The organism is Achromobacter animicus, assembly GCF_902859585.1.
GTDB lineage: Bacteria > Pseudomonadota > Gammaproteobacteria > Burkholderiales > Burkholderiaceae_B > Achromobacter > Achromobacter animicus.
In genome coordinates this window covers 184375-198974 of the sequence record NZ_CADIJM010000009.1, presented here as the reverse complement: position 1 = coordinate 198974, position 14600 = coordinate 184375, and the positions used below count along the sequence as shown (strand labels likewise).

Below are 14600 nucleotides of genomic sequence, written 5' to 3'. Positions count from 1 at the left end.
AAGGCCGCTGCGCCAAAGCCGGCGCCGCCTGCCGCCAGTGCGCCGGCACAGGTCCGCGCAAAGCCCTGAGCCGGGTTCTGGCTAACCCTGGCGTGTGCGCGGCTTTTGCGGCCGCGCGGCGCCGGGCGGAGTTATGATCGACCGCATGACTACTACCTACCCCACTATCGAGCAGACCGTCGGCAACACGCCCCTGGTGCGCCTGCAGCGCATTCCTGGGGCGGCGGGCGACGCGCGCGGCAATGTCATCCTGGCCAAGCTGGAAGGCAACAACCCGGCGGGATCTGTCAAGGATCGTCCCGCCTTGTCGATGATCCAGCGCGCGGAAGAGCGCGGCGACATCAAGCCCGGCGACACCCTCATCGAGGCCACCAGCGGCAACACCGGCATTGCGCTGGCCATGGCGGCCGCCATGAAGGGTTACCGCATGATCCTGATCATGCCGGACAACCTGTCCGTCGAGCGGCGCGCAGCCATGGCCGCCTATGGCGCTGAGCTGATCCTGACGCCGGCCGACAAGGGCGGCATGGAATACGCCCGCGATCTGGCCACCGAGATGCAGGCCGATGGCCGTGGCGTGGTGCTGGACCAGTTCGCCAATCCCGACAATCCGCGCGCGCACATCGAAACGACGGGCCCGGAACTCTGGAATCAGACGGAAGGACGCATCACCCACTTCGTCAGCGCGATGGGCACCACGGGCACGATCATGGGCGTGTCCACCTACCTGAAGTCTCGCAATCCCGCCGTGCAGGTGGTGGGCGCGCAGCCGGCCGAAGGATCGCAGATTCCCGGCATCCGCAAGTGGCCCGAGGCCTACCTGCCCAAGATCTTCGACCGCAGCCGCGTGGACGCCTACGAGTCCATCCAGCAATCCGAGGCCGAAGTGATGGCACGGCGGCTGGCTGCCGAGGAAGGCATTTTCGGCGGCATTTCGTCGGCCGGTGCGCTGGTCGCGGCGCTGCGGGTTGCCGAACGCGTCAACGATGCGACCATCGTGTTCATCGTGTGCGACCGCGGCGATCGCTATCTGTCGACGGGCGTGTTCAACTGACACGCAGGGCCCCCGCCGGCCGCCCCGGCCAGTAGGGCACCCAAATGAAAAACGCCCTGGCGGTTGAACCTGCCAGGGCGTTTGTCTTTCGGCGCGGACGTGTCCGCACGAGGTCGCTCACCGAGCGACGCGGGCCTCGATCTCCGTTGCCAGATCCGCCACCGACGTCGCATAGAAGTAGCTGCGGTTGTACTTGGTCAGGGCAAAGAAGTTGGGCGTGCCCACGCGATACTGCGCCGTGCCGCGCATTTCTTCGACCAGATCCACCACGCCCAGCGGCTGGCTGCTCCAGCCATCGCTGGTCGCGCCAGGCTTGAGCTGCGAGCCGGCCGCCGACAGCGTGGTCCAGTTTTGCTTGGGCTCCAGGCCGCCGTCCACCAGCGCGGTGGGATCGGCGGGCAGCACCACGGGTGCGAACACCGGCAGGCCGCGCTGCCAGCCGTGCTGCGCCAGGAAGCTGCCCACGGACATGATCGCGTCCTGCGTGTTGTTGGTCAGGTCGATATGGCCGTTGCCGTCGCCGTCCACGGCATAGTGCATCACGCTGGTCGGCATGAATTGCGGCATGCCGATGGCGCCGGCATAGGAGCCCTGCGTTTCCAGCTCGAGCTTGTCGTTCATGACCAGCGTCAGGAAGTCCGCCAATTGGGTGCGGAACATGGTGGCGCGCTCGGGCTTGGCGGGGTCGGGGTAGTCAAAGGCTAGCGTGGCCAGCGCGTCCAGGACGCGGAAGTTGCCCATGTTGCGGCCATACAGCGTTTCGACGCCGATGATGGAGGCAATGATGGGCGCGGGCACGCCGAACCGTTGCGCGGCCTGGTTCAGCAGGTCGCGGTTTTCGTTGTAGAACTCGACGCCCCAGGCGATGCGCTTGGGCTCGACGAAGCGCGACCGGTAGGTCAGCCAGCTGCGCCAGACCTTTTTGCCCGGCGGGGAGGGCGCAATCAGCCGCGCGACCGTCGCGTTGTAGCGCGAGCTTTCCAAGGCGGAGACCATCGGCGCCAGCGGCAGCTGCCGTTCGGCGGCCAGGTTCTCGACGAAGGTGCGGACTTCGGGGCGCAGCGCGCCCGACGGCGTCAGCGTGGCGGGTGCGTCGTCCGCCAGTTCGGGGCCGAGCGTCGGCGTGCTGGGCCCGATGCGGATGGGGGTTGTCCCTGAAGCCTGGGCCGTTTGGGGAGCGAGGGACGTGGAGGGTGCTGCGGTGGGAGTGGTGGTGGAGCACCCCGCCAGCAGGGCGGAAAGCGCGCCGAGTTGCAGTATTCGCCGACAGATGAACATAATCTTCCTTATGGAGACCATGTATCTTACCCACCCGGCATGCCGCTTGCATGAAATGGGAAGCTGGCATCCGGAAAGCCCCCAGAGGCTGGACGCCATCTCCGATCAGTTGCTCGCAAGCGGATTGATGCCTTATCTGGATGACCGGCAGGCGCCGCAGGCGTCCCGCAATGACCTCTTGCGCGTGCACACTGTCCAGTACCTGGACAGTTTGCAGAAACATACGCCGGACCAAGGGTATTACCCTATCGATCCCGACACCCTCATGAACCCGCACACCTACGAAGCCGCGCTGCATGCCGCGGGCGCCGGGGTGGCCGCGGTCGACGCGGTGCTGGGCGGCGAGGCGCGTACGGCCTTCTGCGCGGTGCGCCCGCCGGGGCATCATGCCTGCCGATCGCAGGCCATGGGATTCTGCTTTTTCAATAACGTCGCCATTGCGGCGCAGCACGCCATGGACTTCCACGGCCTGACGCGCGTGGCGATCGTGGATTTTGACGTTCACCATGGCAACGGCACGGAAGACGTCTTCGCCGGCGATGATCGGGTGCTGATGTGCAGCTTTTTCCAGCATCCGTTCTTCCCCAACAGCGGCGCGAATCACCCGGCCGCCAACATGCTGAATGTGCCCGTGCCTGCCTACACCGCGGGCGCCGCCGTCCGGACCATCGTCACGGACACGTGGCTGCCGCGGCTGGAAGCGCACCGCCCCGAACTGATCCTCGTGTCGGCGGGCTTTGACGCCCACCGCGAGGACGACATGGGGCAGATGGGGCTGGTCGAGGCGGACTATGCCTGGATCACCGAGCAGCTTGTCGACGTGGCTGACCGCCACTGTCAGGGCCGGATCGTGAGCACGCTCGAGGGCGGTTACAACTTGTCGGCCCTGGGCCGCAGCGTGGTCGCGCACATACGGGCGCTGGCGAAGCTGTAGAATCAGGAAAAAATTGTGCAATGCGATCCCGGCGCAAAGCCGGGTCATTATTTTCCAATTGGAGGCAGCGGGATGAAGGTGTTGGTACCTGTCAAGCGCGTCGTTGACTACAACGTCAAGGTGCGCGTCAAGTCTGATCAGACCGGCGTGGATATCGCCAACGTGAAGATGTCCATGAACCCCTTTGACGAAATCGCCGTCGAAGAAGCCACCCGCCTGAAGGAAAAGGGCGCGGTCGCTGAAGTCGTGGCGGTTTCTTGCGGCGTTGCGCAATGCCAGGAGACACTGCGCACCGCCATGGCCATCGGCGCCGATCGCGGCGTGCTGGTCCAGACCGATGCCGAACTGCAACCGCTGGCTGTCGCCAAGCTGCTCAAGGCGCTGGTCGACAAGGAACAGCCCCAGCTCGTGATCCTGGGCAAGCAGGCCATCGACGACGACGCCAACCAGACCGGCCAGATGCTCGCCGCGCTGCTCGACTGGCCGCAAGCCACGTTCGCCAGCAAGGTCGAACTGGCCGACGGCAAGGTCACCGTGACGCGTGAAGTCGACGGCGGCCTGGAAACCCTGTCGCTCAAGCTGCCCGCCATCGTGACCACCGACCTGCGCCTGAACGAGCCGCGCTACGTCACGCTGCCGAACATCATGAAGGCCAAGAAAAAGCAGTTGGACACCGTCACGCCGCAAGATCTGGGCGTTGATCCCGCGCCCCGCCTGAAGACGCTGAAGGTCAGCGAGCCGCCCGCCCGCAAGGCCGGCATCAAGGTTGCCGATGTCGCGGCGCTGGTGGACAAACTCAAGAACGAAGCGAAGGTGGTCTGATCATGACGACGCTGGTTATTGCCGAACACGATAACGCCCAACTCAAGGGCGCAACCCTGAACGCCATCGCCGCCGCCGCCAAGATCGGAGGCGACGTGCACGTGCTGGTCGCTGGCGCCAACGCGCGCGCCGTGGCCGACCAGGCCGCTCAGGCCGCCGGCGTGGCAAAGGTGCTGCTGGCCGATGCGCCGCATCTGGCGGACGGCCTGGCCGAAAACGTCGCGGCGCAGGTGCTGGCCGTGGCCTCGAACTACAGCCACATCCTGTTCCCGGCCACCGCCTCGGGCAAGAACGTGGCCCCGCGCGTCGCGGCCAAGCTGGACGTGGCCCAGATCTCCGACATCATCGGTGTCGAATCCGCCGATACGTTTCAGCGCCCGATCTACGCCGGCAACGCCATTGCCACCGTGCAATCGGCCGACGCCGTCAAGGTCATCACCGTGCGCACGACCGGCTTTGACGCCGTCGCCGCCCAAGGCGGTTCCGCCTCGGTCGAAGACGCTGCCGCCGTGGCCGATTCGGGCCTGTCCACGTTCGTGGGCCGCGAAGTCGCCAAGAGCGATCGTCCCGAACTGGCCGGCGCGCGTGTCGTGGTGTCGGGCGGCCGCGGTCTGGGCAGCGCCGAGAACTTCAAGATCCTGGATCCACTGGCCGACAAGCTGGGCGCCGCGCTGGGCGCTTCGCGCGCCGCCGTCGACGCCGGCTACGCGCCGAACGACTGGCAGGTTGGCCAGACCGGCAAGATCGTCGCGCCGCAGTTGTACGTGGCTGTCGGTATCTCGGGCGCCATCCAGCATTTGGCCGGCATGAAGGATTCGAAGGTCATCGTCGCGATCAACAAGGACGCCGAAGCGCCGATTTTCGGTGTCGCCGATTACGGCCTGGTGGGCGACCTGTTCACGGTCGTTCCCGAGCTGACGAACGCGCTGTAAGCCACAGCCGCTTCGATGAAAACCGCGGGCCTTCGGGTCCGCGGTTTTTTTTTGTAGAAGCACCGCTCACATATTTCAAAAATTCGAAAATCTTTGATTTTCGGAAAGACTCTGATAAGGTACTTCGCGCTACTCACCGTTTGCGATTGTGCTTGACCTGTACAGAACGAAGGAGATTCGTGATGGAATGGTTCTTTGACACGCTACGTAAGTACCCGGAGCTGGCGATTTTCTTGACCTTGGGCCTGGGTTATTGGATCGGGGCCAAGAAAATCTTCGGATTCAATCTGGGCGCAGTGACCGGGACATTGTTGGTGGGCGTGCTGGTTGGTCAGCTCAACATCTCGATTGCTCCCATTCTCAAGCAGGTGTTCTTCCTGCTTTTTCTTTTTGGTCTTGGCTACGGTGTCGGACCGCAATTCTTCCGCGGCATGAAAAGCGATGGCCTGCCCCAGGTCATTTTTGCCGTCATCATCTGCGTGCTCTGCCTGCTGGTCACCTGGGTGACCGCCATCGGATTCGGCTTTGATGCCGGGACCGGCGCGGGGCTGCTGTCGGGCGCGCAGACCATCTCGGCGGTCATGGGCGTGGCGACCGACACGATCAACGGCCTGTCCGTTGACGCGGCGACCAAGAAGCAGTGGATCGACAACATTCCCGTCGCCTACGCAGTCTGCTACATCTTCGGCACGGTCGGCAGCGCCTGGCTGCTTGCTTCCCTCGGTCCCAAGCTGATGCGCGTGGACATCGTGAAGGAATGCAAGGAGTACGAGGCCAAGATGTCCGGCGGTGCCGATTCGATGGAGCTGTCGGGCTACCGCAAGTTCACCGCGCGGGCCTACCGGTTGGACCACACGGAATACGTCGGCAAGACGGTGGGCGAACTGGAAGCGAAGTTCGTGGACGCCCGGGTCTTTGTCGAGCGCATCCGGCGCGGCGACCAGGTCATGGACGCCGACTCCACCACCGCGCTGCAGGCCGGCGACGTGCTGGGCGTGACGGGCCGCCATGACGCGCTGGTGCTGCAGGCCTCGGGCCTCATCGGCACCGAGGTCGAGGACCGCGACGTCATCAACCTGCCGGCGGAGATCGTCGAAGTCGTGCTGACCAACAAGAACGTGGCCGGCAAGACGCTCAAGGAACTTGCCGAAAACGAGACCGTGCGCCAACTGGGCCGCGGCGTGTTCCTGCGCAAGGTCGTGCGCGGCGGCCACGAGATGCCGGTCAACTGGGGCCTGAAACTGGACCGCGGCGACCGCCTCTTCATCCTGGGCGCCACACGCGACGTCGAACGCGTGGTCAGCAAGCTTGGCTACGTGGACCGCGCCACCAACCAGACCGACATGGTGTTCGTGGGCTTCGGCATCCTGCTGGGCGGTCTGTTCGGCACGCTGGTGCTGACGGTGGGCGGCATTCCGATCACGCTCTCCACCTCGGGCGGCGCGCTGATCTCGGGCCTCATCTTCGGCTATCTGCGGTCGGTGCATCCAACGTTCGGGCGCGTGCCCGAGCCGGTGCACTGGTTCCTGACATCGGTGGGCCTGACCGCATTCGTCGCGGTGGTGGGCATTGTGTCGGGGCCGGGCTTTGTGCAGGGTTTCCAGCAGCTGGGCGCAAAGCTGTTCATCGCGGGCGTCATCGCCACCAGCATCCCGATGATCCTGGGCGTGCTCATTGCCCGCTACGTCTTCAAGTTCCACCCCGCCATCTCATTAGGCGTGTGCGCGGGGGCGCGGACCACCACCGCGGCGATCGGCCAGATCACCGAGACGGCAAAGAGCCAGGTCCCGGCGCTTGGCTACACGGTGCCTTACGCCATCGGCAATACCCTGCTCATCATCTGGGGCATTGTCATCGTCATGCTCATGGCTTAGCAGGACTGCCCGCAAGCGCCGGCTTGCGGGTGCTGGATAGAAGCGCGGCAATCGTAACGGCGCTCGACTTGATGGCGCCTGTCAACACGCACACCAGGAGTACACAAAATGGCTTCCACTGCGCCTGTCACCGTCAGCCTGGCCTCGGCCCTGAAGACCACGCGTTCCCACCAACGCGACCTGGAGCAACTCTCACCGTTCGAACTGAAGGACTACCTGATCACGTTGGCCAAGGACAGCCAGCAGTCTGCTGCGGCGTCCATGTTGAATGCGGGCCGTGGCAATCCCAACTGGATCGCCACGGAGCCGCGCGACGCCTTCTTCCTGATGGGCCGGTTCGCCATGAAAGAGGCGCGCCGGGTGCGCGACGAGGGCATCCTGGCGGGCATGCCGGCCAAGAAGGGATGCGCCGACCGGCTGCGCAAGTTTCTGTCCAAGCACAAGAGCGAGGACGGCTACGATTTTCTCGTCGGGGTGCTGGAATACGGCGTCAAGATCAAGGGGTTCGATCCGGACGAGTGGATCCATGAACTGACCGACAGCATCATCGGCGACCACTATCCCGTGCCGCCGCGCGCGTTGGTGCACACCGAGCAGATCATCCACGACTACCTGATCAAGGAAATGTGCGACGGCCGCCCGCCCAAGGGCAAGTTCGACCTCTTCCCGGTGGAAGGCGGCACAGCCGCCATGTGCTACATCTTCGATTCGCTGATGGTCAACGGCCTTTTGAAGCAGGGCGACACCATTGCGCTGTTCCTGCCGACGTTCACGCCCTATATCGAGATCGCGCACCTGGAGCGTTTCCAGTTCAAGATCGTCGGCATCAACGCCAGCAGCCTGCGTGCCGACGGCACGCACGATTGGCATTATCCGGCCTCGGAAATCGCCAAACTGGAAGATCCCAAGATCAAGCTGGCGGTCACGGTGAACCCCAGCAACCCGCCGTCGGTGGCGTTCAGCCCTGCCGAGATGAAGCAGATCGTGCGCATCATCCGCAAGAATCCCGACCTGGTGCTGGTGACCGACGACGTGTACGGCACCTTCGTGCCGAACTTCCGCTCGCTGATGGCGGAGGTGCCGCAGAACACCATCTGCGTGTACTCGTTCTCAAAGAACTTCGGCTGCACCGGCTGGCGCCTGGGCGTCATCGCCACGCACGAAAACAACACGATGGACCGGCGCATCGCCGAGCTGCCCGCGTCCTGGAAAAAGCGCCTGGACAAGCGCTACGGCGCCATGACGATGGAGCCCGAAAAGCTGAAGTTCATCGACCGCCTGGTTGCCGACAGCCGCGAAGTGGCGCTGAACCACACGGCGGGGCTGTCCTTGCCGCAGCAGGTGCAGATGGGCTTTTTTGCGCTGTCGCACCTGCTGGACCTGAAGGACGCCTACAAGCACCTGACCATGCAGATCGTGCGCAGCCGACGCGACGCGTTGTGGCGTGGGCTGGGGATCCCGATGCCGCCGGAAGATCCGATGCGCGGCTGGTATTACGTCGAACTGGACTTCATGGTCTGGGCCAAGATCATGTACGGCGATGCGTTCTGCAAGTACATGATCGACAACTACGAGCCGGTGGACTTCCTGTTCCGCCTGGCGGAGAAGACGGGCGTGGTGCTGATGGACGGCGGCGGGTTTGGCGGGCCGCCGTGGTCGATCCGGATCTCGCTGGCGAACCTGGACGATGCGGACTACGCCAAGATCGGCAAGTACATGGTCGAATCCGCGACCGAGTACGTCGAAGCGTGGAAGGCGTCCGAGCTGGTGCGCTCCGGCCCGACCGCGGGCAAGGGCCAGACGGTCAAGGCATCGGCCGCCAAGAAGGGCGCGGCTGCCGGCAAGACCGCCGCCAAGAAGGCCGTGAAAAAGGCGGTGAAGAAGGCGGACACGGCGGCCAAGTCGGCCAAGAAGCCGACCGCGAAGTAGGCCACCGAGAGACAGGCAACCGCGACGCCGGCAACCGTGCAGTCGGTTGGGGGCGACGCGGGCTGCCGCAGGCCAAGCAACCGCAAAGCAGGCAGCCGCAGAGCAGGCAACCGCAGAGCAGGCAACAACAGGGCGGCGTGGACTTATGACGTGTTCGGTCGGGTTTTTCAATAGCGTTCCCATCGCGGTGCTGTTCGTCACGGTGGGTCTGGGATACCTGATCGGCAAGCTGAAGGTCGGGCCGATTCAGCTAGGCGGCGTGTGCGGCACGCTCATCGTCGCCCTGCTGATCGGCCAGACGGGCTGCCAGATGCGCGGCGACCTGAAGGAGGTCGCGTTTGCGCTGTTCATCTTCGCCATGGGCTACTCCGGTGGCCCCCAGTTCTTCGCGAACCTAAACCGGTCCAGCCTGCGCTATGTCGTCCTGCCGCTGATCGAGGCGGTGCTGGTGCTGACGATCGTGCTGGCGGCCGTGCCGCTGTTCGGGCTGGATGCCGGCACTGCTGCAGGCCTGGCGGCGGGCGCTGCGACCGAATCGGCCGTGGTAGGCACCGCCGCCGAGGCGCTCAAGCACCTGGGCCTGCCGGACGCGGAAGTGCAGCGCATGGAGGCCAACATCGCCACGGCCTACACGCTGACCTATCTGGTGGGCCTCATCAGCATCGTGTTCTTTACCAGCCAGGTGGCGCCCGCGTTGCTGCGCATCAACCTGCGCGAAGCGTCCAAGGCGCTGGAGGCCAAGCTGGGTGCGGCGCCCGGCGACAACGACGAGGCCAGCCTGCCGACGCTGCCGCGTCTGGTGGGACGCGCCCACGTGGTCAAGGACGTGGACGGCAAGCGGGTGGGCGACGTGGAGGCGCAACTGGGCGGGCGCACCGTGATCAGCCGCGTCCTGCGCAACGGCGAGGCCGTCGACGCCACGCCCGACTACGTGCTTGCGACGGGCGACATCGTGGTGGTGCTGGGATTACGCCGCTTTGCGCTGCGTGCCGGATCGGTGATCGGTCCGGAGATCCAGTTGCCCGAAGCGCACGCGGACGACCTGCAATTGAGCGAGCTGCAGGTCATCGTCAGCAAGAAGACCGTGAACGGCCACACGGTGGGCGAGCTGGCTTTGCGGCCCAATGCCCGGCGCGCGCGAGGCGTGTTCCTGCAATCCATCTCGCGCTCCGGCCACGTGCTACCCCTGACGCCGGCGACCGTGGTGCAGTTCGGCGATCTGGTCACGCTGGTGGGGGCGGAGCCCGAACTGTCCGAGGCGGGCGCCGCGCTGGGTTCCGAATTGCGCCGCAGCGGCGTGACGGACCTGGTGTTTCTGGCGTTTGGCATTCTGGCCGGGCTGATGATCGGCAGCCTCGGGGCAAGACTGTGGGGGATTCCGGTCTCGCTGGGCAGCGGGGGCGGGGCGCTGGTCAGCGGTCTGGTGTGCGGCTGGATCAATGCCAAGCGGCCGTCGATCGGGCACATGCCGGCCCATGCGGTGCAACTGCTCAAGGACCTGGGCCTGGCGATTTTCGTGGCGTGCGTGGGCTTGTCCGCCGGGCCGGATGCGCTGTCGCTGATCCGCGAGCATGGGGCGGTGCTGCCGCTGATCGGCCTGCTGGTGTCGCTGGGGCCCGCGTGCCTGTCGCTGTGGGTGGGGCACAAGCTGTTGAAGATCGAGGGGCCGCTGCTGGTGGGCGCCATTGCCGGGCAGCATGTCAGCACCCCGGCCATCAGCGCCATCCTGACCGCCAGCGGCAGCTCCGTGCCGCTGCTGGGCTACACGGTGACATACGCGATCGCCAACGTGCTGCTGCCCGTGCTGGGACCGATCATCGTGTCGCTGGCCTATCACCTGAGCTGACCCGGTGGCGGGGGCCGCCAGCGCTCGCCGTTAAGACGGCTGCGAATATTGCATAAGGTTATATGACTTGCGTATTTCCTCGCCTAAAGGTTTGATGGAAGAATCGTTTCACACGCGGTAACGTCACACGGCAACCTCCGCCACGAAATGCGATTGCCCGCTGCAGTCCATGCTGGACCGTCAGCCGGTCCCTACAACTGAATCCCGTACAGGAGACATCATGAGTCAACTACGCCTGGGCGACGTCGCCCCCGATTTCGAGCAGGAATCCTCGGCTGGCAAGATCCGCTTCCACGAGTACCTGGGCAACAGCTGGGGTGTGCTGTTCTCGCATCCGGCCGATTTCACGCCGGTTTGCACGACCGAACTGGGCTACACGGCCAAACTGGCCGACGAGTTTGCCAAGCGCAACGTGAAGGTCCTGGCCCTGTCGGTCGATGGCGCCGATTCGCACGCCAAGTGGATCGAAGACATCAACGACACGCAATCGACGACGGTCAACTTCCCGATCATCGCCGACAAGGATCGCAAGGTTTCCGAGCTTTACGACATGATCCACCCGAATGCCAGCGCCACGGCGACCGTGCGTTCGGTGTTCGTCATCGATCCGAACAAGAAGGTCCGCCTGACCATCACGTATCCCGCCAGCACGGGCCGCAACTTCAATGAAATCCTGCGCGTCATCGATTCGCTGCAGCTGACCGACAGCCACAGCGTGGCCACGCCGGTCAACTGGGAAGACGGCGACGACGTCATCATCGTTCCGTCCCTGCAGGACGAAGCGGTGATCAAGGAAAAATTCCCGAAGGGCTACAAGGCCGTGCGTCCGTACCTGCGCATCACGCCGCAACCGAATAAGTAAATTCGAAAAATGGGGGGTTGGCCCCCCGGCTTGAACGCGGTCCCGCGCCGCCCGAACCGCCGCGATCTTCATAGAGGATCGCGGCGGTTTTTCGTTGTTGGGATGCTTGTCCTATATGCCTCTTGGCGATGAGCAACCAAATAATGATTCGTTCCGTTCAGATCGGCCAACACGCAAACTTGCCTCCACATTGCAGATCACAGGGAGCAAGGGATGTCTTTCAGGAAAGCCGGTTGGTTGGCCGCCTTGGCCGCAGTGACGGTTTCATTTGCCGCGATTGCGCCGGCGCAGGCGCAGCAGAAGCAGACGCTGCTGAACGTGTCCTACGATCCGACGCGCGAGCTCTACCGCGCGATCGATGACGCCTTCATCAAGCAGTACAAGGAAAAGGCGAACGTCGATCTGACGATCCGCCAGTCGCACGGCGGTTCCGGCCGCCAGGCGCGCTCGGTGATCGATGGGCTGGAAGCCGACGTGGTGACGCTGGCGCTGGCCTACGACATCGACGCCATCGCCGACCGCGGTCTCTTGCCCGAGAACTGGCAGGCCCGCCTGCCGCAGAACAGCTCGCCGTACACGTCCACCATCGTGTTCCTGGTGCGCAAGGGCAACCCCAAGCAGATCAAGGACTGGGACGATCTGCTCAAGGACGGCGTGCAGGTCATCACGCCCAATCCCAAGACCTCGGGCGGCGCCCGCTGGAACTATCTGGCCGCCTGGGCGTATGCGCTGGAGAAGAACGGCGGCAGCGAGGACAAGGCGCGCGCCTTCGTCGGCGATCTGCTCAAGCACGTGCCGGTGCTGGATACCGGGGCGCGCGGCGCCACCACGACGTTCGTGGAACGCGGCGTGGGCGACGTGCTGCTGGCGTGGGAGAACGAGGCTTTCCTGGCGCTGGAAGAACTGGGTCCGGACAAGTTCGACATCGTGGTGCCGTCGCTGTCCATCCTGGCCGAACCGCCGGTGGCCATCGTCGATAAGGTCGTGGACAAGAAGGGCACCCGCGCCGCCGCGCAGGCCTATCTGGAATTCCTGTACACCCCGGCCGCGCAGGAAATCATCGCCAAGAACTACTACCGGCCGCTGGACAAGACGGTCGCCGCCAAATACGAAGCCAAATTCCCCAAGGTCAAGCTCGTCACCATCGACGACAAGATCTTCGGCGGCTGGCGCAAGGCGCAGAAGGATCACTTCAGCGACGGCGGCACCTTCGACCAGATCTACCAGCCGCAGAAGAAATAACTGCATAACGTTCGGACGACGGCCATGACTTCAGCCTCGAACCCGGCGGCAATCGGCGCGCAAGCGTCTTTTGCCGTTCGGCGCAACAGCCCGGGCGTGCTGCCCGGATTCGGCATTTCCATGGGCTACGCGGTGCTGTATCTCAGCGTGCTCGTGCTGATCCCGCTGGCCGCCTTGCCCATTAAGAGTGCGGGGCTCGGATGGCAGGGTTTCTGGGACGCGGTGACCGCGCCGCGCGTGGTGGCGTCGTACAAGCTGACCTTCGGCGCCTCGTTCATCGCCGCGCTGGTGAACCTGGTGTTCGGCACGGTCGTCGCCTGGGTGCTGGTGCGCTATCGCTTTCCCGGCAAGAAGATCCTGGATGCGCTGGTCGACCTGCCGTTCGCGCTGCCGACGGCCGTGGCGGGCATTGCGCTGACCGCGCTGTACTCGCAAAAGGGCTGGCTGGGCGGGCCGCTGTCCGACTGGTTCGGCCTGAAGGTGGCGTTCACGCCGCTGGGTATCGTCATCGCGCTCATCTTCATCGGGGTGCCGTTCGTCGTGCGCACGGTGCAGCCGGTGCTCGAAGACGTGGAGCGCGAAATCGAAGAGGCCGCCGCCAGCCTGGGCGCGGATCGCTGGCAGACCTTCCGGCGCGTGCTGCTGCCGACGATCATGCCGGCCCTGATGACGGGCTTTGCGCTGGCGTTCGCGCGCGCGGTGGGCGAGTACGGGTCGGTGGTTTTCATCGCCGGCAACATGCCGATGGTGTCCGAGATCACGCCGCTGCTGATCATTTCCAAGCTGGAGCAGTTCGACTACGCCGGCGCGGCCGCCATCGCGACCGTGATGCTGGTGCTGTCGTTCGTGCTGCTCCTCATCATCAACCTGTTGCAGGGCTGGCAGGCGCGCCGCGGCCTGGGGAGGCAGTCATGAGCGCACCGGATCGTCCCGCGCATTTGACCGAGCCGCGCTGGGTGCGCGGCGTTTTGCTGTTCATCGCGCTGGGATTTCTGGCGCTGTTTCTGCTGGTGCCGCTGGCGGCCGTGTTTGCCGAGGCCTTCCGCAAGGGATGGGCGCTTTATCTTGAAGCGATCGTCGAGCCGGACGCCTGGGCGGCCATCCGGCTGACGTTGCTGGTCGCGGCCATCGCCTTGCCGGTGAACCTGGTGTTCGGCGTCGCCGCCGCGTGGGCCATCACCAAGTTCCAGTTCCGCGGAAAGCAGTTCCTGATCACGCTGATCGACTTGCCGTTCTCGGTGTCGCCGGTGGTGGCGGGCCTGGTGTTCGTGCTGCTGTTCGGCTCGCAGGGCTGGTTTGGCGAATGGCTGCAGGCCCACGACATCAAGATCGTCTACGCGGTGCCCGGCATCATTCTGGCGACGTTGTTCGTGACTTTTCCGTTCGTCGCGCGCGAGCTTATCCCGCTGATGCAGGCGCAAGGCAGCGAGGAAGAGCAGGCGGCGCTGACGCTGGGTGCGAGCGGCTGGCAGATCTTCTGGCGGGTGACGCTGCCGAACATCAAGTGGGGCTTGCTGTACGGCGCGATCCTGTGCAATGCGCGGGCCATGGGCGAATTCGGCGCGGTGTCGGTGGTGTCGGGCCAGATCCGCGGGCTGACCAACACGATGACGCTGCATGTCGAGATTCTCTACAACGAATATCAGTATTCCGCGGCGTTCGCCGTTGCCTCGCTGCTCGCGCTGCTGGCGCTGGTGACGCTGGTGGCCAAGAACGTGGTCGAGTGGCGCAACGCGCGCCTGCAGCAGAACGCGGACCAGCCGGTGGAGTATCCCGGCGCCGCGGTAGCCATCAAGCCGGCGGTCGCCTGACGTGACCGGCCGGACA

Annotated in this window: 12 protein-coding genes; 11 read left to right on the top strand and 1 reads right to left on the bottom strand. The window is 64.8% G+C overall.

Features of this window, described 5'->3' with window-relative positions; all coding sequences use genetic code 11:
* Window positions 1-145 precede the first annotated feature (145 nt).
* The gene (cysM, locus tag HV681_RS20285) at window positions 146-1054 is read left to right on the top strand and encodes a cysteine synthase CysM (protein ID WP_056569425.1); all 909 of its coding nucleotides are present in this window, start codon (window positions 146-148) and stop codon (window positions 1052-1054) included.
* Between the two features lie 117 nt (window positions 1055-1171).
* On the opposite strand, the gene mltB is transcribed toward cysM, so the two are convergent.
* Window positions 1172-2332, bottom strand: a complete 1161-nt coding sequence (mltB, locus tag HV681_RS20280; RefSeq protein WP_175124726.1) for a lytic murein transglycosylase B — start codon at window positions 2330-2332, stop codon at window positions 1172-1174.
* 10 nt (window positions 2333-2342) lie between these two features.
* On the opposite strand from mltB, the gene HV681_RS20275 reads away from it, so the two are divergent.
* The 10 genes from HV681_RS20275 to cysW all read left to right on the top strand — a co-directional run bounded on the left by HV681_RS20275 (window position 2343) and on the right by cysW (window position 14584).
* Window positions 2343-3266 carry a histone deacetylase family protein gene (locus tag HV681_RS20275; protein ID WP_175124735.1) on the top strand — a complete coding sequence of 308 codons (924 nt, stop codon included), beginning with the start codon at window positions 2343-2345 and terminating at the stop codon, window positions 3264-3266.
* A gap of 72 nt (window positions 3267-3338) precedes the next feature.
* Entirely contained in the window at window positions 3339-4088 is a 750-nt protein-coding gene (locus HV681_RS20270) for an electron transfer flavoprotein subunit beta/FixA family protein (RefSeq protein WP_056322273.1), read from the top strand.
* A gap of 2 nt (window positions 4089-4090) precedes the next feature.
* On the top strand, window positions 4091-5020 hold the full coding sequence (locus tag HV681_RS20265; RefSeq protein WP_056567625.1) for an electron transfer flavoprotein subunit alpha/FixB family protein: 930 nt from the start codon (window positions 4091-4093) through the stop codon (window positions 5018-5020).
* Window positions 5021-5202: 182 nt separating this feature from the next.
* Window positions 5203-6894, top strand: a complete 1692-nt coding sequence (gene aspT, locus HV681_RS20260) for an aspartate-alanine antiporter (protein WP_175124725.1) — start codon at window positions 5203-5205, stop codon at window positions 6892-6894.
* Between the two features lie 108 nt (window positions 6895-7002).
* The gene (locus tag HV681_RS20255) at window positions 7003-8823 is read left to right on the top strand and encodes a bifunctional aspartate transaminase/aspartate 4-decarboxylase (RefSeq protein ID WP_175124724.1); all 1821 of its coding nucleotides are present in this window, start codon (window positions 7003-7005) and stop codon (window positions 8821-8823) included.
* 145 nt (window positions 8824-8968) lie between these two features.
* A complete protein-coding gene (aspT, locus tag HV681_RS20250; RefSeq protein ID WP_175124723.1) occupies window positions 8969-10669 on the top strand; it encodes an aspartate-alanine antiporter in 1701 nt (566 codons plus the stop codon).
* A gap of 220 nt (window positions 10670-10889) precedes the next feature.
* A complete protein-coding gene (locus HV681_RS20245) occupies window positions 10890-11531 on the top strand; it encodes a peroxiredoxin (protein WP_175124722.1) in 642 nt (213 codons plus the stop codon).
* 213 nt (window positions 11532-11744) lie between these two features.
* Window positions 11745-12773: a sulfate ABC transporter substrate-binding protein gene (locus tag HV681_RS20240; protein WP_175124721.1), complete on the top strand. Its 1029-nt coding sequence runs from the start codon at window positions 11745-11747 to the stop codon at window positions 12771-12773.
* Between the two features lie 24 nt (window positions 12774-12797).
* On the top strand, window positions 12798-13688 hold the full coding sequence (gene cysT / locus HV681_RS20235; RefSeq protein WP_175124720.1) for a sulfate ABC transporter permease subunit CysT: 891 nt from the start codon (window positions 12798-12800) through the stop codon (window positions 13686-13688).
* Window positions 13685-14584, top strand: coding sequence for a sulfate ABC transporter permease subunit CysW (cysW, locus tag HV681_RS20230; RefSeq protein ID WP_175124719.1), 900 nt, complete (start codon window positions 13685-13687; stop codon window positions 14582-14584). The genes cysT and cysW overlap by 4 nt, the downstream gene beginning before the upstream one ends.
* Window positions 14585-14600: the final 16 nt, after the last annotated feature.